Raw genomic sequence first — 24,106 nt, forward strand, 5'->3', positions numbered from 1 at the left:
GCGCGGCTTGAACCATGTCTCTCACCTAGGAAATTACCCGTGAAATTTATTATCGATAACTGGATGTTGATCGCTGTTGCCCTGTCGGCCGGCCTCATGCTGATGATGCCCATGATCAAGGGCGTTGGCCAGGGCAGCCTGACGCCAGACGGCGCGGTGCAACTGATCAACCGTGAAAAGGCCGTGCTGATTGACATCTGTGAACCCAATGAATTTGCGGCGGGCCACCCGATCGGCGCCAAAAACATCCCCATGGGTCAGTTGGAGGGCAAGCTGGCCGCGACGGTCAAGAACAAGGCCCTGCCGGTGATTCTGGTCTGCCAGTCGGGTGCGCGCAGCAGCCGTGCCGTGGCGATTGCCAAGAAGCTGGGTTTCGAGAACGTGCAGTCGCTCTCAGGCGGCCTGGGCGCCTGGCGCTCGGCCAATCTGCCTGTTGAAAAAGCCTGAACGCTGGAGCCCCGCATGCAAGCCGTCAAGATGTACACCACCGCCGTTTGCCCCTACTGCATTCGCGCCAAGCAACTGCTCAAAGCCCGTGGCGTTGAGCACATCGAGGAAATCCGCATTGACCAGCTGCCCGCCGAGCGTGACCAGATGATGGCCACCACCGGGCGCCGTACCGTGCCGCAAATCTTCATTGGCAGCACCCATGTGGGTGGCTGCGACGACCTGGTGGCTCTGGACGCCAAGGGTGGCCTGTTGCCGTTGCTGCAGGCGGCCTGAAGGCAAGCGATCCATATTTTTCCCCCGCATCGTACTGGTGCGAAAACCACTCTTTAAACTGAAAGACTCTCATGGCTGAAACCCAAGACCCCATTTTCCAAATTCAACGCGTCTATCTCAAAGAAGCATCGCTGGAACAACCCAATTCGCCGGCCATTTTGCTGGAGCAGGACCAGCCCACCGTCGACATCCAGTTGGGTGTCAATGCCGCGCCCGTGGGTGAAGGCGTGTATGAGGTGATGGTGACTGCCACGGTGCAGACCAAGATCAAGGACAAGACCGTGTTTTTGGTGGAAGCCACACAAGCCGGCATTTTCGAGATTCGCAACCTGCCGCCAGAGCAAATGGGCCCGATCATGGGCATCGCCTGCCCGCAAATTGTGTACCCCTACCTGCGTGGCAATGTGGCTGATTTGATTCAGCGCGGTGGCTTCCCGCCGGTGCACCTGTCGGAAATCAACTTCCAGGCCATGTACGAGCAGCAGCAAAGTGCGCAAGCGGCGCAGGCCGAGCCCACCCCGGCCCAGTAATTTTGACCAGCCGAGCTGTGCGTGCGTTTCCAGCCAATGCCTGAGCCCCGATGAACATCATCGTTCTAGGCGCTGGCGCCTGGGGTACGGCACTCGCGGCAAGTGCGGCCAGTCAGCCGCAGGTCCACGCCGTCACGCTGTGGGCGCGCGATGCCGCGCAGCTGAGCGTCCTGCAGACGCAGCGTGAAAACACGCGTTATTTGCCGGGCGTGCGCTTGCCGTCGGCACTGGCTTTCAGTGCGCTCCCCCTGACGGAATTCAAGCACTTGACCGCTGCCGCCGATCTGGTCGTGGTGGCCACGCCGATGGCCGCCTTGCGGCCCATGCTGACGGTGTTGGCGTCCTGTGCGGCACCGGTGGCCTGGGTTTGCAAAGGCTTTGAAGCCCCGCTTGCCAAGGACATCGGTCTGCTGGGTCATGAAATCCTGGCCCGGGTGGCACCCGGCTTGCAAGCCGGTGTGCTCAGTGGCCCGAGTTTTGCGCTGGAGGTGGCGCGGGGGCAACCCACGGCACTGGTGGCTGCCAGTGCGCATGACGCAGTGCGCCAGGCCCTGGTGGCCGCCTTTCACAGCCCCTCACTGCGGGTCTACGCCAACGAGGACATCGTCGGGGTCGAGGTCGGCGGTGCCGTCAAAAACGTGCTGGCCATCGCCACCGGCCTGTGTGATGGATTGGGCTTGGGCCTCAATGCCCGCGCCGCCCTGATCACCCGGGGCTTGGCCGAGATGACCCGGCTCGGGCTGGCGCTGGGTGCCCAGGCCAGCACCTTCATGGGTTTGAGCGGCCTGGGTGACCTGGTGCTGACGGCCACTGGCGACTTGTCCCGCAACCGGCAGGTGGGACTGGCGCTGGCGCAGGGCCAGACATTGGCGCAAGCCACGGCTGCGCTGGGCCATGTGGCCGAAGGTGTTTACAGCGCCCACACGGTGGTGCAGCGCGCCGCCCATCTGGGCGTGGACATGCCGATTGCCCAGGCGGTGGTGGCCTTGCTGGATGGCCTGTTGACACCGCAGCAGGCGGTGGCCGACCTGATGGGCCGCGAACCGACCGTCGAACAAGCGGATGCGACCTCCTGAAATTGCCAACTGAAACGGGAAACCCTGACATGACTGCACCTTTTGATTTCTCCCCCGCCTTGGTGGCCGAATTGGCAAGCGCCGATGTGGCCCGAGCCCTGCAGGAAGATGTGGGTGACGGCGACCTGACCGCCGGCCTGGTGGACCCCAAACTGCGGGCCCGCGCCCGCATCTTGGCCCGTGAGAGCGCCGTGATCTGCGGTCAACCCTGGGCCGAAGCCGCTCTGCGCCAGCTCGACCCCGAGGTGGAGATCAGTTGGCATGTGCCTGAGGGCCACCGCTGCAACGCCGATCAGGTGGTGCTGGAAATTCACGGTCAGGCGCGTGCCCTGCTGACGGCCGAGCGCACTGCGCTGAATTTTTTGCAGCTCATGAGCGCCGTGGCCACCAAAACCAGTGACTATGTGGAAGCCATTCGCGACGTCCCGGGGGTCCGTGCGCACATTGTGGACACCCGCAAGACGATTCCGGGCCTGCGCCTGGCACAGAAGTACGCGGTGCTGATGGGCGGTGGCGTCAACCACCGGCTGGGCTTGTACGACGCGGTGTTGATCAAGGAAAACCACATTGCTGCTGCGGGCGGCGTCAGCGCCGTGCTGCACAAAGCCGCCTTGGTGGCACCGCAGGCCTGTTTTGTCGAGATCGAGATTGAAACCCTGGCCCAGCTCAGCGAGGCGCTGGATGCGGGCGTGACCATGGTCTTGCTCGACAACATGGGGCTGTCCCAGTTGCACGAGGCGGTGCAACTCAATGCCGGGCGAGCCATCCTGGAGGTGTCGGGCGGGGTCAACCTGTCGTCGGTGCGCGCCATTGCGTCCACCGGTGTCGACCGTATTTCCATCGGCACCTTGACCAAGGACATCCAGGCGGTTGATTTTTCGATGCGCTTTGCCACGGAACCGCTCTGAACGGAGAGCCACACGTTGATTTTTGAGGATTCGGAGGCCACATGAACGCAGCCATGAAAGAAGTCGATTACGAGCAGCCGCAGGACGAGGCCAGTGGCTCGGTGTGCGCCACCAAACACGCCTGGGCGCGGGTGCCGCCAGAGCCTGGGCCGGCAGAGCGTGCCGCCCTGAAAGACAAGATCCGGCGCCTGCTCTGGCAAAAAAACGCGGTCATGGTGTCGCATTACTACGTGCACCCCGACCTGCAGGACCTGGCCGAGGAAACCGGTGGCCTGGTCAGCGACTCGCTGGAAATGGCGCGCTTTGGCCGTGACCATGCGGCGCAGACCCTGGTGGTGTCCGGCGTGCGTTTCATGGGTGAAACGGCCAAAATCCTGTCGCCAGAAAAACGCGTGCTGATGCCCGACCTCGACGCCACCTGTTCGCTTGACCTGGGTTGCCCGGCAGATGAATTCAGCGCATTTTGCGACGCCCACCCGGATCGCACCGTGGTGGTCTATGCCAACACCAGCGCGGCGGTCAAGGCGCGCTCGGACTGGCTGGTGACTTCCAGCTGCGCGCTCGATATTGTCAAAGCGCTCAAGGACAAGGGCCACAAGATCCTGTGGGCGCCGGACCGCCACTTGGGCGGCTACATCCAGCGTGAAACCGGTGCCGACATGCTGATGTGGAACGGCTCGTGCATCGTGCACAACGAGTTCAAGGCCATCGAGTTGCAAGACCTGATGGCGCAAAACCCGGGTGCCAAGGTGCTGGTGCACCCCGAGTCGCCGGTCGAGGTGGTGGCGCTGGCGGACGCCGTGGGTTCGACCTCGGGCATCCTCAAGGCGGCCCACGAGATGGACGCCAAAGTGTTCATCGTGGCCACCGACAACGGCATGATGCACAAGCTGCGCACCCTGAACCCGGGCAAGTTGTTTCTGGAAGCCCCCACCTCGGGCAACAGCGCCACTTGCAAGAGCTGCGCCCATTGCCCCTGGATGGCCATGAACAGCCTGGCCGATGTGGCCCGTGTGCTGGAAACCGGTGCCAACGAGGTTCAGGTCGATCCGGCCATCATCTCCCGCGCCAGGTTGCCAATTGACCGCATGCTGGCGTTCACCTCGGCCCTCAAGGGCGGCCATGACGCGGGCAGCCTGGTGCCCCACATCGGCGCCGCCTGAACCCGCGCTTCGTCAGCGCCGTGACGCCGACACCCAGATGCCGCCCACGATCAATCCAAACGCCAGTCCGTGGTACAGGTGCGGTAGCTCCCCTAAAAAAGCGGCCGACAGCACGGCGGTGAACAAGGGCGTCAGGTTGATGAAAAAACCGGCCACCGACGGGCCCGCGCGTGCCACCCCGGCGCCAAAGGCGCGGTAAGCCAGCAGGGCGGGGCCGATGGCAATGAACAGCAAGGCCAGTGCCAGACCCCAACTCAACTCCAGCCGCCCTAATCCCAAGGACCACTCTGCGCCTGAAAAGAGGGCAGACCAGACCAGCCCAAAGGCAATTTGCGCCAGCAAAAAGGCGGCCCAGTCGCGTTTGATCTCGGCCGGCTCGGTGGTCGGGTGGGCCAACATCCAGCTGTAGTAAGCCCAGGCAGCAGACGCCAGCAGGATGTAGACATCACCCGGAACCAGGCGCACCTGCAACAACACATCCAATTGCCCCCGGCTCAACACCAGCAGCACGCCACTGATCGACAGCAAGGCGCCGAGCCACTGTTTGCCCGAAATCCGGATGCCAAAAAACACGCGCCCCATCAGCAGCGTCCAGACCGGCGTGCTGGCGCCCACCAGGGTCACGTTGATCGGGGTGGAGGTGTTGAGCGACAGGTAGAGCAGCGCGTTGTAGCCGCCAATGCTCAGCAGGCCCAGCACGGCAAAACGCTGCCAGTTGGGCCACAGCGCGCTGCCCCGGCGCAGGACCGGGGCGGCCAGCGGCAACAACAGAACGAAGGCAAGCGTCCAGCGCATCAGGTTGAGCGTCATGGGCGAGACCAGCGGGGCGACCAGGCGCCCCACCACGGCGTTACCCGACCAGAAAATAGGCGGCAGGGTCAGCAACAGGATGGTGCTGGGGCTGAGTTTGGTGTGCATGGGGCAAGACTGTAACAAGGCTTGGGGTAATGCCTGATGTCCTTGCGGCCGCTTTTGCGGCCTAATCATGGCAATATCTTGCCAACCCAACATTTCAGGACTTCAAACATGACAGCAACTACCTCACGCGCCATCCGCATTGACCAACATGGTGGCCCGGGAGAACTCAAATTGGTGACCGTGACGGTGGGTGAACCCGGTCCCGGCGAGATCCGCATTCGCCACAAGGCCGTGGGCTTGAACTTCATTGACGTCTACCAGCGCAGCGGCCTGTACCCCATGACGCTGCCGCAACAGCTCGGCATGGAAGCCGCAGGCGTGGTGGAAGCGGTGGGCGAGGGCGTGACGCATTTGCAGGTGGGTGACCGCGCGGCCTATGCCAGCCAGCCCCCGGGAAGCTATTGCGAACTGCGCGTGATGCCGGCCAAATGCGTTTGCAAGTTGCCCGACGCCATCAGCTTTGAGACCGGCGCGGCCATGATGCTCAAGGGCCTCACCGCGCAGTATTTGCTCAAAAAAACCCAACCCCAGGGCGGTTTGCAGCCTGGCGACTTTGTGCTGTTTCACGCCGCGGCAGGCGGTGTCGGTCTGATTGCCTGCCAATGGGCTAAAGCCATGGGTCTGCAACTGATTGGCACGGCGGGCTCAGACGCCAAATGTGCGCTGGCCAAAGCCAACGGCGCGGCCTTTGTCATCAACTACAGCAGCGAAGATTTTCTGGCGCGGGTCAAGGAAATTACCGCTGGCAAGGGTGTCAAGGTGGTCTATGACTCGGTGGGCAAGGACACCTGGGACAAGTCGCTGGACTGCCTGGCACCGTTTGGCCTGATGGCCAGCTTTGGCAACGCCTCGGGGCCGGTGGCACCGTTTGCACCCGGCATGCTCGGTCCCAAAGGCTCACTGTATTTGACCCGGCAAACCCTGTTCACGCATATTGCGACCCGCGAGAGCACGCAAGCCATGGCCGATGATCTGTTTGAAGCCGTGACCAGCGGCAAGGTGCAGATTCACATTGACCAGCGCTACAAGCTTGAAGACGTGCAGCAGGCGCACCGCGATCTGGAAGCCCGCCAGACGACGGGCTGCAGCATCCTGACTTTATAGGGCTTAGCGCCCGCGCCGCACCCGCAGCAGCTCGTCCAGGATCAGGCAGGCAGCGCCCACCGTGATGGCGCTGTCGGCCACATTGAAGGCCGGAAAGTGCCAGCCACGCCAGTGGAAATCCAGGAAGTCCACCACATAGCCGTACAGCACGCGGTCAATCACATTGCCCACGGCGCCGCCCAGAATGCTGGCGATGGCGAAGGCAAACAATTTTTCACCGGCATGTTTCTTGAGCAGCCAGACCATCACCAGGGCGGCACCCACGCCGATGGCGGTAAAAAACCAGCGCTGCCAGCCGCCCGCGCTGGCCAGAAAAGAAAACGCTGCGCCGCTGTTGTGGACCCGCACAATGTTGAAGAACGAGGTCACCGGGGTGCTGTCACCCAATTGGTAATAGCCCAGGATCAGCACCTTGGTGAACTGGTCGGCCATCAGCAGCAGCGCGGCCCAGCCCAGCCAGGCCAGCAGGCTGACGCTGGAAGACCCGAAGGTTCTGCGCGCCATCAGGCCACCGTGCGGGTTTCCCCGGCACCAAACAGGTTGCTGGTGCAGCGGCCACACAGCGTGGGGTGGGCGCTGTCCACACCGACATCGTCGCGGTAATGCCAGCAGCGATCGCACTTGGCGTCGGTCGAGGGACTGACCTGAATGCTCAGGGCGTCACCCGCGAGCAGGTCCATGGCGGAGGTGATGAAGACAAATTTCAGGTCGTCGCCCAGGCTGGCCAGCAGGGCGTGGTCGTCAGGCCCTACCGTCAAAGTTACCCGGGCCTGCAGTGACGAGCCCAACTTGCCGTCGGCACGCAGGACTTCGATTTCCTTGTTGATGGCGTCGCGCAGTTCGCGAACGCGCGCCCATTTGGCCAGCCGTGCGGCATCAGGTTCGGTCATGACGACGTACTGGTCCATGAAGATGGATTCGCGGGTGGCGGCGGGCGTCTTGCCGGCCTGGCCCAGCGTGCGCCAAGCTTCTTCGGCAGTGAAGCTCAAAAATGGCGCCATCCAGCGCAGCATGGCCTGGGTGATGTGCCACAGTGCGGTCTGCGCACTGCGCCGTGCCAGCGACTTGGGCGCCGTGGTGTAGAGCCGGTCTTTCAGCACGTCGAGGTAGAACGAACCCAGGTCTTCGCTGCAATAAATCTGCAGCTTGGCCACCACCGGGTGAAATTCATATATTTCAAAGTGTGCCAGGATGTCGGCCTGCAATTGCGCCGCACGGCTCAGCGCGTAGCGGTCGATTTCCAGCATCTGAGCCGGTGGCACGGCATCCACAGCGGGGTCAAAGTCGCTGACGTTGGCCAGCAGGAACTTGAGCGTGTTGCGGATGCGCCGGTAGGTGTCCACCACGCGGGCCAGGATTTTTTCGTCACCGGCAATGTCGCCCGAATAGTCGCTGGCGGCGACCCACAGTCGGATGATTTCGGCGCCGAGCTTCTTGCTGGTTTCCTGCGGGTCGACGCCGTTGCCGGCGCTTTTGCTCATCTTGTGGCCCTTGCTGTCCACGGTGAAACCGTGCGTCAGGATGCCTTTGTAGGGTGCGCGGCCATACATGGCGCAGGCGGTCAACAGGGAGGAGTGGAACCAGCCGCGGTGCTGGTCATGGCCCTCCAGGTAGAGGTCGGCCTCGGGGCCGTCTTCGTGGCCCGCGCCGGCGTGGGAGCCTTTGAGCACCGTGGTGTGGGTGGTGCCGGAGTCAAACCAGACTTCCAGGATGTCGCTGCTCTTGGTGTAGTGCTCGGCGTCCACCGCCCCCAGGATGGACTCGGTCGTGGCCTTGCTCCAGGCCTCGATGCCACCCGCTTCGACCATATCGGCGGCCTGGTCCAGAATCTCCATGGTGCGCGGGTGCAATTCGCCTGAATCTTTGTGCAAAAAGAAGGGCAGTGGCACGCCCCAGCTGCGCTGGCGGCTGATGCACCAGTCGGGCCGCCCGGCAATCATGTCGCGCAGGCGCGCCTTGCCGTTTTCCGGGTAAAAAGCCGTGTTTTCAATCGCTTCCAGGGCGATCTTGCGCAGCGACTGGGGTGCCTTGTCTTTGGTGAATACACCCTCACCCTCGTCCATGCGCACGAACCACTGGGCGGCGGCGCGGTAGATCACCGGCGTTTTGTGGCGCCAGCAATGCGGGTAGCTGTGCACGATGTTGGTGGTGCAAAACAGGCGGCCCGCCTCGCGCAGGGTGTCGATGATGACCGGGCAGGCTTTCCAGATGTGCTGGCCGCCAAACAGCGGGAAGTCGGCGGCATAAGCGCCGTTGCCTTGTACCGGATTCAGGATGTCATCGTAGGCCATGCCATGCGCGACGCAGCTGTTGAAGTCTTCCACGCCATAAGCGGGCGCCGAGTGCACGATGCCGGTGCCATCCGACGCGCTGACGTAGTCGGCCAGGTAGACCGGGCTCAGGCGGTCATAACCGGCGTCGACATGGGCCAACGGGTGCTTGAAGTGGATGCCGCCCAGCGCTTTGCCGTTGGCTGTGGCCATGACCGTGCCGGTCAGGCCGAAGCGCTCCAGGCAGGCGCTGACCAGATCCTGGGCCAGCACCAGCAAGCCGCGTTCGGTGTCGACCAGGGCGTAAGTGAGTTCGGGGTGCGCGTTGAGCGCCTGGTTGGCGGGAATGGTCCAGGCGGTGGTGGTCCAGATGACCGCAAAGGCGTCTTTGGCGAGCGACTCCAGGCCAAAGGCATGGGCCAATTTGGCGGGCTCGGCACACAAGAAACCCACATCAAGGGTTTGCGATTGTTTGTCGGCGTACTCGATCTCGAACTCGGCCAAGCTGGAGCCGCAGTCAAAACACCAGTACACGGGTTTCAGGCCGCGGTAAACAAAACCGCGCTCAATCACGCGCTTGAAGGCGCGAATCTCATCGGCCTCGTTCTTGAAATCCATGGTGCGGTAGGGGTGGTCCCAGTCGCCCAGCACGCCCAGGCGTTTGAAGTCTTCGCGCTGCAGATCGATTTGCTCGGTGGCGTAGGCGCGGCTCTTGGCCTGCATGTCGTCACGCGCCAGTTTGCGGCCAAACTTTTTCTCGATGGCGTTTTCGATCGGCAGGCCGTGGCAATCCCAGCCCGGGATGTAGGCTGCGTCCAGGCCCTTGAGCTGACGCGCCTTGACGATCATGTCTTTGAGGATCTTGTTGACCGCGTGGCCCATGTGGATCTGGCCGTTGGCGTAGGGCGGGCCATCGTGCAAGATGAATTTGGGCGCCCCTTGGCGCGCATCACGCAGCTTTTGGTACAGACCCTGGTCCTGCCATTCCTTGACCCACAGCGGTTCGCGCTTGGGCAGGTCGCCGCGCATCGGAAACGGCGTGTCGGGCAGGTTCAGGGTGCTGCGGTAATCAGCTTTTCCGGCGGTGCCAACGGCATCAGGTGTCTTAGTGGTCATGGTGTGGCAGGGAAGCAAAGTAGGCACGGGCGTGCTCGCAATCCTGGCGGATGCCAGCGGTCAAAGCGTCCAGGGAGTTGTATTTGAGTTCGTCGTGCAGTTTGTGGAGAAGTTCCACGCGCACGATTTTACCGTAGGCCCCCTCGGCCCCCAGCTCAGCCGGCCAGTCCAGGCAATGGGTTTCCAGCAGCACGCGCCCGCCATTCACATCATTCGGGTCCAGCGACGGTCGAATGCCCAGGTTGGCGACACCCATCAAGGCTTTGTCGGCCAAGCCGTGCACCAGCACCGCAAAGATGCCGCTGGCGGCCGGTTTCCAGTGCGCAAAGCGCTGGTTCAGGGTCTTGAAGCCCAGGCTGCGACCCAGTTTGCGGCCATGCACCACATGGCCGGAGATACGGTAAGGGTGGCCCATCAGGCGGGTGGCATCCGCCATGCGGCCCTGGGACAGCGCCTCGCGCACGGCCGAGCTCGACACCCGCAGGCCATGCACCTCGTAGCTGTTCATGCGGGCCACATCAAAGCCCTGTTGCATGCCGGCCGCGTCCAGCATGGCGTAGTCACCGGTGCGGCGCTGACCAAAGCGGAAGTCATCGCCGACCAGCACATAGCGGACACCCAGGCCTTTGATCAAGACCTCGTCGATGAAGGCCTGCGGCGACAGGTTGGCCAGCCGCGCATCAAAGGGCAGCACCACCGCCTGGTCAACGCCGCTGTGCGCCAGGTCACTGAGCTTGTCGCGCAAGGTGCCCACGCGCGCCGGTGCCAGCGAGGGGTTGTGGGTGAGGGCAGCAAAAAAATCACGTGGATGCGGCTCGAATGTCAGGGCGCAACTGGGCACGTCGCGCTGTTGTGCCTCGCCTTTGAGCAGGGAGAGCATGGCTTGGTGACCGCGGTGCACGCCGTCAAAGTTGCCTATCGTCAAGGCACACGCCGGCGCAATGTCGGGATGCTTGAAGCCACGGAAAATCTTCATGATTTGTTATAGTTTTGATAGCGTTATGCGCATGTTCTCAAAGCGCTCGGAGTCGGTCTGACATTTAAATGGAGTATATTGTGTCCGAGATGCGTGCACGGGACACCCGGTTGGCATCATTTGTGCAGCAGAGCCAGGTTCGGATTGCGTACTTTTCAGGAGTCGTGTTTTGAAAGTCTTGAAACTGTCAGCCCAGGGATTGCCCCAGTCGTGGATTTCGCTTGAACAAGCGGTCATTCATTACGCGTCCGACGAGGTGCGCTGGGAGATGGGCGGCCAGGTGGCGGTGTTTCATGGCGGTCACAACGCCCGCACCGGTCAGCAGTCCATCATCACGGTGTCAAGCATCATCGGCACCCGTGGCGTGCCCGGCATCAACCCGTTCGAGCTCAAACCCGGCCTGACCAACAGCAAGCTGTTTGCCCGCGACCGCAACCTGTGCGCCTACTGTGGTGACCATTTTGACGAGCATGACCTGACGCGCGAGCACATCATTCCGTTCGCCCAGAAGGGCATCGACACCTGGATGAACGTGGTCACGGCCTGCCGTCCCTGCAACCACCGTAAAAGCCATCGCACACCCGAGCAGGCACACATGCCGCTGCTCTTCACCCCCTACGTGCCCAGCCTGTGGGAAGACTTCATTTTGCGCAACCGCCGCATCCTGGCCGACCAGATGGAGTTCCTGATGGCCCATGTGCCCAAGTCATCGCGTTTGGTGGCCTGACCAGATTTTTCGGTGCGGTCGGTTTTATGAAGGTTGTTTTGTAGGTTGTTTTGTAGGTCAGACTTCAGTCTGACAAGCCCGGCGCGAGCCGGACCAAGGGAGTCAAAAAAGATGAAAAAAAGCCAATTTTCCTGGCGCTTGTCGCCTGTGTGCTTGCTGCTCGGCAGCATCTGGGCAACGGGGGCATGGGCGGCCCCTGCCACCCCAGCGGTGCCAGCGTCCGCACTGACGATGGATGCCGCCCCACAACCCGTCCAGCCCGCGCTCATGCACGCCAAACTCTGGCCCTCCGGCGCGGACCCCCAGCCTTATCTGGTCAGTGAAAAACTCGACGGCGTGCGCGCCTTCTGGGACGGCCAAAGCCTGCGTTTTCGCAGTGGCTTACCCGTTGCCACGCCGGCCTGGTTTGCCGCTGGTCTGCCCACAACACCGCTTGATGGCGAGCTGTGGCTGGGCCGGGGTCGTTTTGACGAAGTCTCGGGCACGGTGCGTAAAAAGCGGCCGGTCGAGGCCGAATGGCGCCAACTGCGCTACATGGTGTTTGACCTGCCCGGTGCCCCGGGTTCGTTTGCAGAACGCACTCAGCGCATCCAAACGCTGGTGACAGAGGTGAACCAGCCCTGGCTGCAGACGGTGGCTCAGACACAGGTTCGCCAGGCTGCCGGCTTGCAAGCCCGGCTGAAACAGATGGTCAACGAGGGTGGCGAAGGCCTGGTGCTGCACCGTGCCAACGCCCTGTGGTCGCCGGGGCGCAGTGACGCCTTGTTCAAGCTCAAACCCCTGCCCGACGAAGAAGCCCGCGTCATCGCGCACTTGCCGGGCAAAGGGCGCCACGCCGGGCGCATGGGCGCCTTGTTGCTGGCCCTGCCCGATGGCCAGCAGTTTGCCCTGGGCACCGGTTTCAGCGACGCCCAGCGCGCTGACCCGCCGCCCGTGGGTGCCGTGGTGACTTACCGCTACCGCGACCGCACACCCAAAGGTCTACCTCGCTTTGCCTCGTATTTGCGGGTGCAGCCACAATAAGGCGCATGAGCAAAGCCTTTACCAAAGAAACCGACACCGAGGACGAGGATGACGAGCTTCGTCTGCCGCCCCTGCCTGCGGGCGGCAAGAACTACATCACGCCCCAGGGCTTCGCCACCCTGCGCCACGAACTCAAGGACCTGATTGATGTGACCCGTCCCAAGATGGTGGAGGCCGTGCACTGGGCGGCCAGCAATGGCGACCGGTCGGAAAACGCGGACTACCACTACGGTAAAAAGCGCTTGCGTGAAATCGACCGGCGCATCCGCTTTTTGATCAAGCGCCTTGAAATTGCCGAGGTCGCCGACCCGTCGCTGCACTTCGGCACCACCCGCGTCTTCTTTGGTGCCACCGTCACCTATGCGGACGAACAGGGCGAGCTGCGCACCGTGACCATCATGGGCATTGACGAAGCCAACAGCGCCCGGGGCGAAGTCAGCTGGATCTCACCCATTGCGCGCACGCTGCTCAAAGCCGAGGAGGGCGACGTGCTCAAGCTGGTCATGCCGGACCGGGTGGAGGAGATCGAAGTCATCAAGGTGAGTTACCCGAGCCCCTAAAACGATGGCGTGCTGAATGACTGCCTGTCAACGTCTCATCGCTTGGCATGATGCCGGCGGGAGCTTGGTACCGCCAGATAACAGTATTTCTTCCGGTCCCAAAGACATCGCTATGGGGTCCTTGATTTTTTTATCATGGTGTTTGTTCCTTGGTTGAGGGGTTGGTGCGGGTGCGCAATCGGTTCAATTTGCTGGCCAGCGACGCGGCCGACAGCTCACCCAGGTGGGTGTCGACCAGCTGTCCGCTGGCGTCGTAGAACAGTGTGGTGGGCAGCGCCGTCGAGCCGATGGCGCGACCCAGCGCCTTCCACGGGTCAAGCAGAACGTTGACCAGATTCAGCTGACTGGTGCTCAGGTAACGTTGTACAGCGGTGCCACTTTCACCCTGGTTGGCGAAGACAAAGGTGACTTGTGTTGTCTGCTGCTGTGCCGCTGCCAGCACGGGCATTTCGCGGCGGCAGGGCGGGCACCAAGTGGCCCACAGATTGACCACCATCGGCTTGCCCTTGGCCATGGCAGCGAGATCGGTCGGCGCGCCGGCCAACGTCGTCAATGCCACTGTTGGCAGGCCTGGTTGGGTGGCCTTGCTCAAGGCCTCCGTCACGCCAAACAGCGCGCCCCAGGCCAGCAGTCCGGCAGTGAGCCCCCAGAGCAGCGGCTGGCGCAGGGCGCGCTGGCGCCAGCCGTGCCAGAGCGCCACGCCGGACGCCGCCAGCAGACCGGCCCACAGGGTAAAACCGCCATCGCGGATGTCGAGCATCGACCATGGCGCGCTCCGGTACAGATCAAACCAGACCACGATGAAGGTCAGGCGTGCCGCCAGCAAGCCCACCCACCACATGTCGATCAGGCTGTTGCCGATGCCGACTTGCTGGCGTCGACCGACCAGGTGGCCAACGCCAGCGGCGACCAGCAAGGCGGCCAGCAATAGCAAATGACTGACCTGCACGGCGAAGGGGCCCAGGTTAACGTTCAGCATGTTCAATTCCTTTGTTTTGCCTGCGCCAGGCGGGCGAGAAATTCGTCAGCACCGAGTACACCAATGATGCGCTCGCCGCGGCGCTCCCGGCCGTCGGGGCCGATCAGCAGCAGGGTGGGCGGGCCGAGAATCTGGTGGCGACGCATCGGCGCCTGGTTGTCGGTATTGTCGGTGGTGACGTCCGGGCGCAGCAACTGCATGTCGTTCAAGGCCTGCTGCACACGCGGGAAACAACTCGCGTTCGATCACGTCGCAACCGGCATAGAGCCAGATAAGAACATTTACCTATGGCCATGCCTCTTTCTTCTGATTTTCAATTCTGAGCGCAGCGCTTAACCTTACTCCGTCATCAAAAAACGGAGCTTTGCATGAGTGCTCATCCTGATCTTTCCCGGCGCGCTTTCTTCGCCACTTTGCCGGCTGTCACCGCGGGCCTGGCCGTGCCGGCCATGGCGGCAGAAACAGCCGGCCCGCATTGGTCGATGCTGGTCGATACCCGGCGTTGCATTGCCTGCCAGGCCTGCACCATGGCCTGCGCCATGGAAAACGCTTCCCCTGAGGGGCAATTTCGCACCGTGGTGGCGACCTACGCGGTGACGGGTCGGGACGGAAAAACCGGCCTCTCCGTGCTGCCGCGTTTGTGCAACCACTGCGACCAGCCGCCCTGCATTCCCGTGTGTCCGGTGGGCGCGACTTTCAAACGGGAAGACGGCATTGTGGTGGTTGACGGCGACCGTTGCGTTGGCTGTGCTTACTGCGTTCAGGCCTGCCCGTACGACGCACGTTTCATCAACCACGACACCGGCAAGGCCGACAAGTGCACCTTCTGCAGCCATCGGCTCGAAGCCGGACTGCTGCCCGCTTGCGTCGAAACCTGTGTGGGCGGCGCACGCATTTTTGGCGATACCAACGATCCGCACAGCGACATCAGCCAGCAGCTGAAGATGGCCGAGGGCCACATTCAGGTGCTCAAACCCGAAGCCAAAACGTCGCCCAGGGTCTTTTACATCGGTCTGGACGACCACCTGAAGGGCCGTGTGGATGGCACTTCTGCCGCCGACATGATGTGGCGCCCGAACCAACAAGGAGCATGAACATGAACACGACCGTTGAAGTGCTGGGCTTTGCGCGTGAGCCGGCCTGGTTGCCCTGGGCAGTGACCTATTTCTTTCTGATCGGCATTTCCACCAGTGCCTTCATTTTGTCCTTGCCCGGGCTTGCCTGGCGCCATCCCGACTGGCGCAATGTCTCCCGGCGGGCGCTGCTGGTGGCGCTGGTCTGTGGCGTGGCCGGCCCGGTCGCCTTGCTGGCCGACCTGCACCAGCCAGGACGATTCCTCAATTTCTACCTGCACCCCAACTTGGGCTCATGGATGGCCTGGGGGGCCTTCTTCATTCCACTGTACATGTTCGGACTGTTCCTCTACGCCTGGCTCTGTTTGCGCCCCCAACTGGCGATATTGGGCAAATCCGGCGACAGGTTTGCGGGGGTTTACCGCACACTGGCCTTGGGTGGCCATGACAACCCGGGCGCCATCAAGGCGGCGGCGCTTCTGGGCGGCATAGGCGCTGCGCTGATCCTGCTCTACACCGGCATGGAGGTGATGGTGGTGCAGGCCCGTCCAATGTGGCACAGCCCGGTGCTGCCACTGCTCTTTTTGGTTACCGCGCTGAGCGGTGGCCTGGGTATGACGGCCCTGTTTGAAGCCTTGCGTGGCCACAAGGCGGCGGCGCCTTTGCTCAATCGCTGGCTGGTGCGCAGCCAATGGGCAATCCTGCTGCTGCTGCTGGCCTGGTGGCTGTCGGGTGTGTCCGGTTTATCGGGTGCCGCAACCGAAGCGCTGGCCGCGATGCAGGGCGCGTTCAGCTGGTGGGTCACTGGCGCCTGGCTGCTTGGCAGCACCCTGCTGACGCTGTGGCTTGCCAGTTCGCGGCGTCATACGCTGGTCCTGCCGGCACTGTTCGCGTTGCAGGGCGCCTGGACGGTGCGCTGGGTCGTGCTGATGGTCAGCCAGAGCCTGCCCAAGATGGGCGCCACCACCCACGACTATTTCCTGACCCTGACGCCCGATGGCCTGCTTGGCATCGTCGGCATGGTCGGTCTGTGTCTCACCCTTTACATTGTTCTGACCAGCCTCATTCCTTGGGATGATCTGGCGCAAGACCACGGAGTTCAATCATGAAAATCAGCAAACGTCGTCAAGTTCTTGCACTCGGTGGTCTGGCCGCCTTCGCCGTCGGGTATTCCGAAACCGCGGGTCGCGTGGTCGGCAAGCTCCTCGGCAAGGATGCCCCCAAGCACAAAACTGCGGGGGATGCCCCGGCACCCGAGTTCCGCGTCGATCGCCAGGGCCATCTGGAGATCAATCCAGCGCAGCAGATCAGTTACACGACCTGTCTGGGTTGCACCACGATGTGCGGCGTGCGCGTGCGCATCGACCGTGCTTCTGGCAAGGTGCTGCGGGTCGCGGGCAACCCCTACAGCCCGCTGTCCACCGATCCGCACCTGCCGATGAAAGCCAGCGTGCGCGAGAGTTTCATTGCCATCTCCGGCCACAAGGGCAAGGGACTGGCGGGGCGCTCCACGGCCTGTGGCCGTGGCAATGCGGTGGCCCAGCAGATCGACTCGCCGTATCGTGTGCTGACACCGCTCAAGCGCGTCGGTGCGCGCAACAGCGGTCAATGGGCGCCGATTGCCTTTGATCAACTGATCAAGGAGCTGGTCGAAGGCGGCAACCTGTTTGGCGAAGGGCATGTCGACGGACTGGCTGCCCTGCGCGATCTGAAAACGCCCATCGACAGCACCCAACCAGCGCTCGGGCCCCGGGTCAATCAGGTGGCGGTGCTGTCCAGCGTCAACGATGGTCGTGACAGCTTCGCACGCCGATTCTTCCAGCAGTCCTACGGCACGCTCAACTTCGTCGGCCACGGCTCTTACTGCGGCGGTTCCTACCGTTCGGGTTCGGGCGCGCTGTTCGGTGACATGAAGGCCATGCCGCATTGCAAGCCGGACTTTTCCAATGCCGAGTTTGTGCTCTTTGTCGGCACGGCACCCGGGCAGGCCGGCAACCCGTTCAAGCGCCAGGGCACCTTGGTCGCCAAAGCGCGCACCGAGGGCAAGTTGTCCTACGTGGTGGTCGACCCGGTGCTGACCCACGCCGACAACCGCGCCAGTGGCGATCGGGGTCGCTGGTTGCCGATTCGTCCCGGAACCGATGGTGCGATGGCCATGGCCATCATCCGCTGGCTGTTCGAGAATGAACGCATCGACAGCCGTTTTCTGAGTTTTCCGAACGCTGAACTGGCCAAGGAAAATGGCGAACCCTCGTTCTCCAACGCGACGCATCTGGTCGTCGTGGAGCCGAAACATCCCCGTGAGCGACGCTTTCTGCGCGCCTCCGACCTGGGCGTCGACATGCCTGAAGAACAACGCTACAAAGAGGGCGATGCCTTCGTTTGTCTGGATGATGCGGGCCAGCCGGTGTTCAGTGACCAGGCCAAAGGTTCGGCCCCCTTGTTTGTCGACACCGTCTTGACGGTCGGCGGCCAGGAGGTCCGGGTCAAGTCCTCGCTGCAACTGCTGCGTGAGGAAGCCATGCGCCTGGAGCTTGACGCCTATGCCCAGGCCTGCGGCATCCCGGTCGAGACCCTGGCGGCGCTGGCCAAGGAGCTGGCCTCGCACGGCAAGCACGCCTCGGTCATCGCCCACGGCGGCATGATGAGCGGCAGTGGTTTCTACAACGCCTATGCGCTGATGAGCATCAACGCGCTGCTGGGCAATATCAACTGGAAGGGCGGCTTCGTCGCCAATGGCGGCGGCTTCAAGGACAGCGGCGAGGGGCCGCGCTACAACCTGGCTACGTTTGCGGGCATGGTCAAGCCTTCCGGAACGCCGCTGGGGCGCAATGTGCCCTATGAAAAGACCGCCGAATTTGCCACCAGGAAAGCGGACAACAAGCCCTATCCGGCGACCGCGCCATGGTTTCCGAATGCGCCCGGACTCACCACCGAACTGCTGCCCGGCGGTATCAATGGCTACCCCTATGCGCTGAAGGCGCTGGTGCTCTGGTCGTCCAATCCGCTGTACGGCGTCACCGGTCTGCGCAACAAGATTGGCAAGGACCTGGCCGACCCGAAAAAGCTGCCGCTGATCATCTCGGTTGATCCTTTCATCAACGAGAGCAATGCCTACGCCGACTACATCATTCCCGATTCGCTGATGTACGAAAGCTGGGGCTGGGTCGCGGCCTGGAACGGCGTGCCGACGAAGGCGATGAGCGCGCGCTGGCCGGTCATCGAGCCCAAGGCCGCGAAGACGCCCGAGGGCCGTGCCATCGGCATGGAAACCTTCTTTATCGCGCTGGCCAAGGCCATGCAACTGCCCGGCTTTGGTGAGGGAGCCCTCAGCGATCCGGACGGTGCCACCTACGCGTTGCACGGGCCCGAAGACTGGTACCTGCGCGGTGGCGCCAACATTGCCTGGTTGGGCAAGGAACCGGTGGCCGACGCCACCGACGATGACATCCGCCTCAGCGGTGTCGAGCGCATTCGCCCGCTGCTGGAAAAAACCCTGAAGCCGGAAGAGGTGGCGAAGGTGGCTTTCCTGCTCACCCGGGGTGGTCGCTATCAGCCGGCCAAGGATGCCTACGACGAGGAAAACCCGGAGTGGATGCGTAACCCGATGAAGGCCATGTCCCATCTGTGGAACGAGAACGTGGGGGCCTCCAGGAACAGCCTGACTGGCAAGCGCTACAGCGGATGTGCAACCTGGGTCGAGCCCTCGTTTGCCGACGGCACGCCGGTGCGCAAGCTCTATCCGGTGGACAAGTGGCCGCTGCAACTGGTCAGCTACAAGTCGGCGTTGCAAAACCCGTACTCGATTGGCGCCACCCGCCTGCTTGGCCTGCATCCGGAAAACCCGGTGCTGATCCATCCGGATGATGCTGCTCGCCTGCATGTCAAGATGGGTGATTTGACAGTGATCACGACGCCGTCGGGCAGCCTCAAGGCGCGGGTCATGGTGCATGCCGGCATCACACCGGGAGTCGCGGCATTCGAGCATGGCTTCGGCCATAAGGAGTTGGGTGCGCGGGCGCATCGCATTGGCAGTGCGCGTCAGCCACAAGACCAGCGCCTGGCGGCCGGGGTCAACCTGAACGAAATTGGTTTGATCGACCCGACGCGCCCCGACAAATCGCCCTGGGTCGATTCGGTTTCGGGTGGCGCGGTGCGTAACGGTTTGCCGGCGACCCTGCGCCGGGCCTGAAAAAGCCGCTTTTAGGCTAATCCAGCGCCGCTGGATCGGCCCGCAGCATCAGGCGGGCCAGTTCGGCGGCCGATGAGATGGCGGCCTTTTCCATGATGTGCTGGCGGTGGATGTGCACCGTCTTTTCGCTGATGCCCAGGCTGGCCGCAATCAGCTTGTTGGGTTGGCCGCGCGCGATCAGGCGGGCGGCTTCTTTTTCACGGGGCGAGAGCGCGGCCAGCACAGCCAGGGCGGCATCGCGCCGCTGCGCTTCCTCCAGCGCCTCGGCACTGCGCCGGATGGCCGCGGCCACGGTGTCGAGCAGCATCTGGTCCTTGAACGGTTTTTCGATGAAATCGCTGGCGCCTGACTTCATGGCCTGGACCGCCATCGACACGTCAGCGTGGCCGGTCATGAACAGGATCGGCATCTGCACACCGCGTTCGCGCAACACCTGTTGCAGTTCCAGGCCACTCATGGCCGGCATGCGGATGTCAAGCAGCAGGCAGGACGGCTGCGTTGGCGGTGCGGCAAGGTCGAGAAATTCTTCAGCCGAGGCGTAGAGCTTGACGCTCCAGCCCACGGAATCGAGCAGGAAGCGCAGCGAGCGGCGCAGTCCCGCATCATCGTCCACCACGTGGACGAGGCAATCTTCAGGTGGGTAGGTCATGGCAGGGGAGTGAAAAGGAAAAACGCATGCCCAGGCCATCGGCATTGGGCTCGGCCCACAGCCGGCCGCCATGGGCTTCGATGATGGTTTTGCAGATGGGTAGCCCAAGGCCCAGGCCGTCCGGCTTGGTGGTAAAAAATGGTTCGAACAGGTGCGCCAATTGTGGCGCTTCGAGACCGCAACCCTGGTCGATGACGTGGAGATGAACCCAGTGGTCAACGGCTTCAACAATCACCTGAACACGGTGCCGCTCGGGCGGCAGGTTGCGCCCGGCATCAAGGGCATTCTTGATCAGATTCAGCAAGACCTGCTGGATTTGCGGGCCGTCCGCCAGCACCCGGCAATGCTCAGGTAGCCGATTGTCGATGTGGATGGTGGGCGGATGGGCCAGCATGCCGATGATCAGATGTCGCGCCTCCGTGGCAATGAGCGCCAGGTCCACCGGCGCGCGCACGGCACCCCGTTTTTTGGCGAAATGGCGAATGCGCTGTACGATGCCACCCGCCCGCTCGGCTTCACTGACGATCTGGCTGCAGGCCTCGCTGATGGCGTCCGGCGTCAGGCGGCCGCTGTCCTGGCGGCGCAGCACGGTGCGGGCATAGGTGCCGATGGTGGTCAGGGGCTGGTTCAATTCGTGCGCCAGGTTGCCTGACAGTTCGCCCAGCACCGACAGCCTTGAAAGGTGTTCCATTTGCTCCTGGCTTTCGCGCATGCGTGACTCGGCCTGTTCCCTGGCCTGCAGGGAATCACGCAATTGTGCGGTTCGGCGGTGGACCAGATGCTCAACCCGGACGGTGTGGGTGATCCAGGCCGCCAGCGCGATCAGCGCACCCAGCAGCCAGGGCCAGAAACGGCGCGCCAGGCCTTCAGGCGTGATTTCCCGCAGGTAGGCGTAGGGGCCGACGCGCAGTTCCCGATACACGTCGTGCACCGGTTGGTAGTCCGCAGGAACGGTCCAACCCATGCCGTCTGCTACTTGCGTCATCGACAGCAGGGCGTGAGCGACACGTTTGGCCAATTCCGGGTCGGTTTGCCGGGTGACGGCCAGGGGCCAGTCAGGGAACAGGGGGGTCGACAGCGCGCACGGAAAATGGTTTTCCTGGCGCTGCGACAAAACCCGGAAGTCAGCGGGCTGAAGCTGTGCCTCGCGCACCATTTGTTCCGGCACACAGGCGCGCACGATGCCCGCATCCACTTTGCCTTGCAGCACGGCCTCGACCACCCGGTTCATCGGCAAGCCAATGAATAAAATTTCCTTGAGATCCGTCGCCGGATCGACGCCACTGTGCAGCATGGCCTGGGCAGCCAGCAGGTAACCACCAAAGGCGTCCGGTGCAATGGCCGCAACCCGTTTCCCGGCCAGATCGGAGAGTTCTTTCAAATCGGTGCGGTCACTGCGCACCAGGACGACCGAGCCCAGCGCCCTGGCAGCAGAGACCCCCGCAGACTCCAGCGTGGCGATGCGGCTGAGGCCGAATTCGGCTTCCATCGCGATGTAGTAGCCCGGGTTGGTGATCGCCAGATCGATGCGCTCCCCGGCGATGGCTTGGCGCAAGCTTTCGGCATCATGGTTTTCCAGACGGAAATGGTGTTCTGGCAGCGCCCGGTTCAGGTAGCTGATGAGTGGGTTCCAGTCGGACGTGGATGCGCGCTCACCCTGGTAGGCAAAGACGCCGATCGCCACGTCCTTGCCCAGGACCTGCGAAGCACTGAAACACAGGAGAACGATCAAGCCACTCAACAAAGTTGATCGCAGGGTCCTTTTGTGGCCGATGTTATGCATCAGGCCAGTATAGATAGGGCCTGCGTTGACCTGGTTCAAGACGCACAGCGCTGACAGAAAGCCTTTGCCAGTGCTGCCAAAAAATGTGGCGCAGATTAGTCGTTGGTCGTTGCGCGCACTTCAGCCAGGGTGGTGAAGCCGGCCAGGACCTTTTCAATTCCGTCCTGTCGCAGCGTGCGCATGCCTTCGGCGATGGCGGCGGCCTGGAGCTCCTTGGGGCGGGCCCGGTGCTGCACCAGCTGGCGGATCTCGGTTGAAGTGGTCATGAGCTCGTGCAAGGCCACCCGTCCCTTGAGCCCGGTGCCACCGCAGTGGGCACAGCCCGGTGCGTGGTAATGCTGCAGGCGACCTTTCAGGCCGTAACGCGCGGTCCAGAGGTCGGTCAGGGTCTGGTAATCATGCTCCCGGTGCGCTTCAGGCAGGGCCGTCTGGTAGTCCTGGATCAACTCAACCAGCTCTTCATCGGGTAGCGGCTTGCGCGTCACGCATTTCGGGCATAAGCGGCGGACCAGCCTTTGCGCCAGGATGCCTTGTAGCGCGTCTGCAAAAGAAAAGGGATCCACCCCCAGGTCATTGAGTCGCACGATGGTCTCGGCGGCCGAATTGGTGTGCAGGGTCGAGAGCACGAGGTGACCTGTCAACGCTGCTTCAATGGCGATATCGGCGGTTTCCTGGTCGCGGATTTCACCCACCATGATCACATCGGGGTCGGCACGCAACAGGGAGCGCAGCGCTGCAGCAAAAGTCCAGCCGATCTTCGGGTTCACCTGGATCTGACGCAAACCGGACTGCGTGATTTCAACCGGGTCTTCGGCCGTCCATATCTTGCGCTCCGGATTGTTGATGTGGCCCAAGGCGGCGTGCAGCGTGGTGGTCTTGCCGGAGCCTGTCGGGCCGACGCACAGGAACATGCCATGCGGGCGGTGCATGATGCGGTCCAGCGCCTTGACATTGGCTGCGCTCAAGGCGATCGTGTCGATCGACATGGCCTTGGACGAGGCAAGCAGACGCATTACCACATCTTCCAACCCATTGTTCGTGGGGATTGTGGCGACGCGCAATTCCAGCGGAAAGCCGCCATATTTGGCAAAGTTGATTTTGCCGTCCTGGGGCTTGCGGCGCTCCGAGATGTCCAGGTCGCACATGATCTTGATGCGTGCGACCAAGGCGTTGCTCGAACTCATGGGCAGTTCAAGGTAGTGGCGCATCACGCCATCGACCCGAAAACGGATGAGTACTTTTTGCCGCTCCGGATAAGGCTCGATGTGAATGTCCGAGGCGTTGTTGCTCGACGCCTCCTTGATCATCGAGTTGATCAGGTTGACCAAGGTGCTGTCGGACTGTTCAACGGAACGATCTTCTTGCGCCTGGTCCATGGCCTCCTTGGTCAGCTCGGTCGCCAACTGATAGGCATCCCGCTTGTCAGCGTTGGGTGCGCTCATTTTGATGGCAGGCGCATTTTCGGCCGAGGTCAGCATGCCGCGCATCCTGATCTCGCGATGCAGCCTGACGATGGTCACGAGCAAGTCCTCCATGTTGGCCATGACCGGGATGATTTTCAGACCGACGCAGAACTCGAGCTCCTGGTTGCCTTTGAAGTTCAGCGGGTCGGGCATCGCCACCACCAGCGCTTTGGGTAATTCCAACAGTGGCAAGGCCTTCAGCCGCATAGCCAGTTCTTGAGGAATACGGCGGATGGCAGCGAAGTCGAACGGAAACTTCTTGAGGTCGACCAAGGGGTATCCCATCTTGCGCACCAGCGCTGACTGCAAGTCGGCTTGCGACAGCATGCCCGAGTTGATCAGGATTTGGCCCAAGGGCAGCGTCTTGTCTTCTTTTTGTCTGCGCAGTGCTTCATCGACCTGTGCCGCGCTGACCAGATCCAGTGCCACAAACGCTTCCCCTAGCGGAATGGGCTTCAGTATGGCCTGCAGTGCCAATGCATCGACGAGTTGGTCGGGCGTTTCAACCAGGCCACGAAACTGCTTGGTCGAAGACGGTAAATCCTCGAAAACGTCCAGGTTGGCGGGTACGGTGTCCGGGCTATCGGCAAAGTTGAGATCGGGAACGGTTTGCCCCTTGTTCTTGCTCTTGTGAAAAGTCATCTCTCCCTGTCCTTTATGCAGTGATCTACGAAAAACATTGGTATGCAAGGTTCTGTCGAAAAACACGATTTAAAAAGTTGATTTGATGACAATTATCTCCGCGTGAGGTGAAACCCGGTGACCGGTACTGCCGTCGAGCATGCTATCGTGGCGACTGGGTGCACCGAAAGCCACCGTTTTTTTGTCGGCTTCCTGTCTGCTCCGCCCACCCTGGGCCTCGCCCGCTTCGCA

Annotated in this window: 22 protein-coding genes; 13 read left to right on the plus strand and 9 right to left on the minus strand. The window is 62.4% G+C overall.

Translation table 11 applies throughout. From position 1 onward, the window contains the following. Positions 1-39: 39 nt before the first annotated feature. The 6 genes from Q7U49_RS03260 (at position 40) to nadA (ending at position 4,400) form a co-directional block, all read left to right on the plus strand. Positions 40-447, plus strand: coding sequence for a rhodanese-like domain-containing protein (locus Q7U49_RS03260; protein ID WP_304762322.1), 408 nt, complete (start codon positions 40-42; stop codon positions 445-447). Positions 448-462: 15 nt separating this feature from the next. Beyond that, entirely contained in the window at positions 463-723 is a 261-nt protein-coding gene (grxC, locus tag Q7U49_RS03265) for a glutaredoxin 3 (protein ID WP_304762323.1), read from the plus strand. A gap of 71 nt (positions 724-794) precedes the next feature. Further along, positions 795-1,253: a protein-export chaperone SecB gene (secB, locus tag Q7U49_RS03270; protein WP_304762324.1), complete on the plus strand. Its 459-nt coding sequence runs from the start codon at positions 795-797 to the stop codon at positions 1,251-1,253. 50 nt (positions 1,254-1,303) lie between these two features. Then, on the plus strand, positions 1,304-2,329 hold the full coding sequence (locus tag Q7U49_RS03275; protein WP_304762325.1) for an NAD(P)H-dependent glycerol-3-phosphate dehydrogenase: 1,026 nt from the start codon (positions 1,304-1,306) through the stop codon (positions 2,327-2,329). 29 nt (positions 2,330-2,358) lie between these two features. Next, entirely contained in the window at positions 2,359-3,237 is an 879-nt protein-coding gene (nadC, locus tag Q7U49_RS03280) for a carboxylating nicotinate-nucleotide diphosphorylase (protein ID WP_304762326.1), read from the plus strand. 41 nt (positions 3,238-3,278) lie between these two features. Beyond that, positions 3,279-4,400 (plus strand): quinolinate synthase NadA, encoded by a 1,122-nt coding sequence (nadA, locus tag Q7U49_RS03285; protein ID WP_304762327.1) that lies wholly within the window; start codon positions 3,279-3,281, stop codon positions 4,398-4,400. Positions 4,401-4,412: 12 nt separating this feature from the next. On the opposite strand, the gene Q7U49_RS03290 is transcribed toward nadA, so the two are convergent. Further along, a complete protein-coding gene (locus Q7U49_RS03290; protein ID WP_304762328.1) occupies positions 4,413-5,318 on the minus strand; it encodes a DMT family transporter in 906 nt (301 codons plus the stop codon). A gap of 108 nt (positions 5,319-5,426) precedes the next feature. On the opposite strand from Q7U49_RS03290, the gene Q7U49_RS03295 reads away from it, so the two are divergent. Continuing rightward, positions 5,427-6,422 (plus strand): quinone oxidoreductase, encoded by a 996-nt coding sequence (locus Q7U49_RS03295; protein ID WP_304762329.1) that lies wholly within the window; start codon positions 5,427-5,429, stop codon positions 6,420-6,422. Between the two features lie 3 nt (positions 6,423-6,425). On the opposite strand, the gene lspA is transcribed toward Q7U49_RS03295, so the two are convergent. The 3 genes from lspA to Q7U49_RS03310 are packed head-to-tail and all read right to left on the minus strand — an operon-like array spanning position 6,426 to position 10,784. Next, positions 6,426-6,926, minus strand: coding sequence for a signal peptidase II (lspA, locus tag Q7U49_RS03300; protein WP_304762330.1), 501 nt, complete (start codon positions 6,924-6,926; stop codon positions 6,426-6,428). Continuing rightward, a complete protein-coding gene (gene ileS, locus Q7U49_RS03305) occupies positions 6,926-9,808 on the minus strand; it encodes an isoleucine--tRNA ligase (protein ID WP_304762331.1) in 2,883 nt (960 codons plus the stop codon). Before ileS ends, lspA begins: the two co-directional genes overlap by 1 nt. After that, positions 9,798-10,784: a bifunctional riboflavin kinase/FAD synthetase gene (locus tag Q7U49_RS03310; protein ID WP_304762332.1), complete on the minus strand. Its 987-nt coding sequence runs from the start codon at positions 10,782-10,784 to the stop codon at positions 9,798-9,800. The genes ileS and Q7U49_RS03310 overlap by 11 nt, the downstream gene beginning before the upstream one ends. Positions 10,785-10,953: 169 nt before the next feature. Between Q7U49_RS03310 and Q7U49_RS03315 the strand changes: the two genes are divergently transcribed. From Q7U49_RS03315 to greB, 3 genes are all read left to right on the plus strand, one after another. After that, positions 10,954-11,511: an HNH endonuclease gene (locus Q7U49_RS03315; RefSeq protein ID WP_304762333.1), complete on the plus strand. Its 558-nt coding sequence runs from the start codon at positions 10,954-10,956 to the stop codon at positions 11,509-11,511. Between the two features lie 111 nt (positions 11,512-11,622). Next, on the plus strand, positions 11,623-12,534 hold the full coding sequence (locus tag Q7U49_RS03320; RefSeq protein WP_304762334.1) for a DNA ligase: 912 nt from the start codon (positions 11,623-11,625) through the stop codon (positions 12,532-12,534). A gap of 5 nt (positions 12,535-12,539) precedes the next feature. After that, positions 12,540-13,094, plus strand: coding sequence for a transcription elongation factor GreB (gene greB, locus Q7U49_RS03325; RefSeq protein WP_304762335.1), 555 nt, complete (start codon positions 12,540-12,542; stop codon positions 13,092-13,094). A gap of 133 nt (positions 13,095-13,227) precedes the next feature. Here the strand turns inward: greB and Q7U49_RS03330 are convergent, their stop codons facing one another. Then, on the minus strand, positions 13,228-14,073 hold the full coding sequence (locus tag Q7U49_RS03330) for a TlpA disulfide reductase family protein (protein ID WP_304762336.1): 846 nt from the start codon (positions 14,071-14,073) through the stop codon (positions 13,228-13,230). A gap of 2 nt (positions 14,074-14,075) precedes the next feature. After that, on the minus strand, positions 14,076-14,282 hold the full coding sequence (locus Q7U49_RS03335) for a hypothetical protein (protein ID WP_304762337.1): 207 nt from the start codon (positions 14,280-14,282) through the stop codon (positions 14,076-14,078). Between the two features lie 159 nt (positions 14,283-14,441). Between Q7U49_RS03335 and dsrO the strand changes: the two genes are divergently transcribed. From dsrO to Q7U49_RS03350, 3 genes are read left to right on the plus strand one after another with little or no spacing between them, the layout of a single operon-like run. Then, entirely contained in the window at positions 14,442-15,167 is a 726-nt protein-coding gene (dsrO, locus tag Q7U49_RS03340; protein WP_304762338.1) for a sulfate reduction electron transfer complex DsrMKJOP subunit DsrO, read from the plus strand. A 2-nt stretch (positions 15,168-15,169) separates the two neighbouring features. Continuing rightward, the gene (gene nrfD, locus Q7U49_RS03345) at positions 15,170-16,255 is read left to right on the plus strand and encodes an NrfD/PsrC family molybdoenzyme membrane anchor subunit (protein ID WP_304762339.1); all 1,086 of its coding nucleotides are present in this window, start codon (positions 15,170-15,172) and stop codon (positions 16,253-16,255) included. Further along, positions 16,252-19,338: a molybdopterin dinucleotide binding domain-containing protein gene (locus Q7U49_RS03350; RefSeq protein ID WP_304762340.1), complete on the plus strand. Its 3,087-nt coding sequence runs from the start codon at positions 16,252-16,254 to the stop codon at positions 19,336-19,338. Before nrfD ends, Q7U49_RS03350 begins: the two co-directional genes overlap by 4 nt. A 16-nt stretch (positions 19,339-19,354) precedes the next feature. Here Q7U49_RS03350 and Q7U49_RS03355 read toward each other — a convergent pair whose 3' ends face one another. The 3 genes from Q7U49_RS03355 to Q7U49_RS03365 form a co-directional block, all read right to left on the minus strand. After that, on the minus strand, positions 19,355-19,987 hold the full coding sequence (locus Q7U49_RS03355; RefSeq protein ID WP_304762341.1) for a response regulator transcription factor: 633 nt from the start codon (positions 19,985-19,987) through the stop codon (positions 19,355-19,357). Continuing rightward, a complete protein-coding gene (locus Q7U49_RS03360) occupies positions 19,971-21,719 on the minus strand; it encodes a sensor histidine kinase (protein WP_304762342.1) in 1,749 nt (582 codons plus the stop codon). The genes Q7U49_RS03355 and Q7U49_RS03360 overlap by 17 nt, the downstream gene beginning before the upstream one ends. Before the next feature lie 146 nt (positions 21,720-21,865). Beyond that, positions 21,866-23,875: a GspE/PulE family protein gene (locus Q7U49_RS03365; RefSeq protein WP_304762343.1), complete on the minus strand. Its 2,010-nt coding sequence runs from the start codon at positions 23,873-23,875 to the stop codon at positions 21,866-21,868. Positions 23,876-24,106 lie beyond the last annotated feature (231 nt).

Origin of the sequence: Rhodoferax sp., from assembly GCF_030653815.1 — a bacterium.
Lineage (GTDB): Bacteria > Pseudomonadota > Gammaproteobacteria > Burkholderiales > Burkholderiaceae_C > Rhodoferax.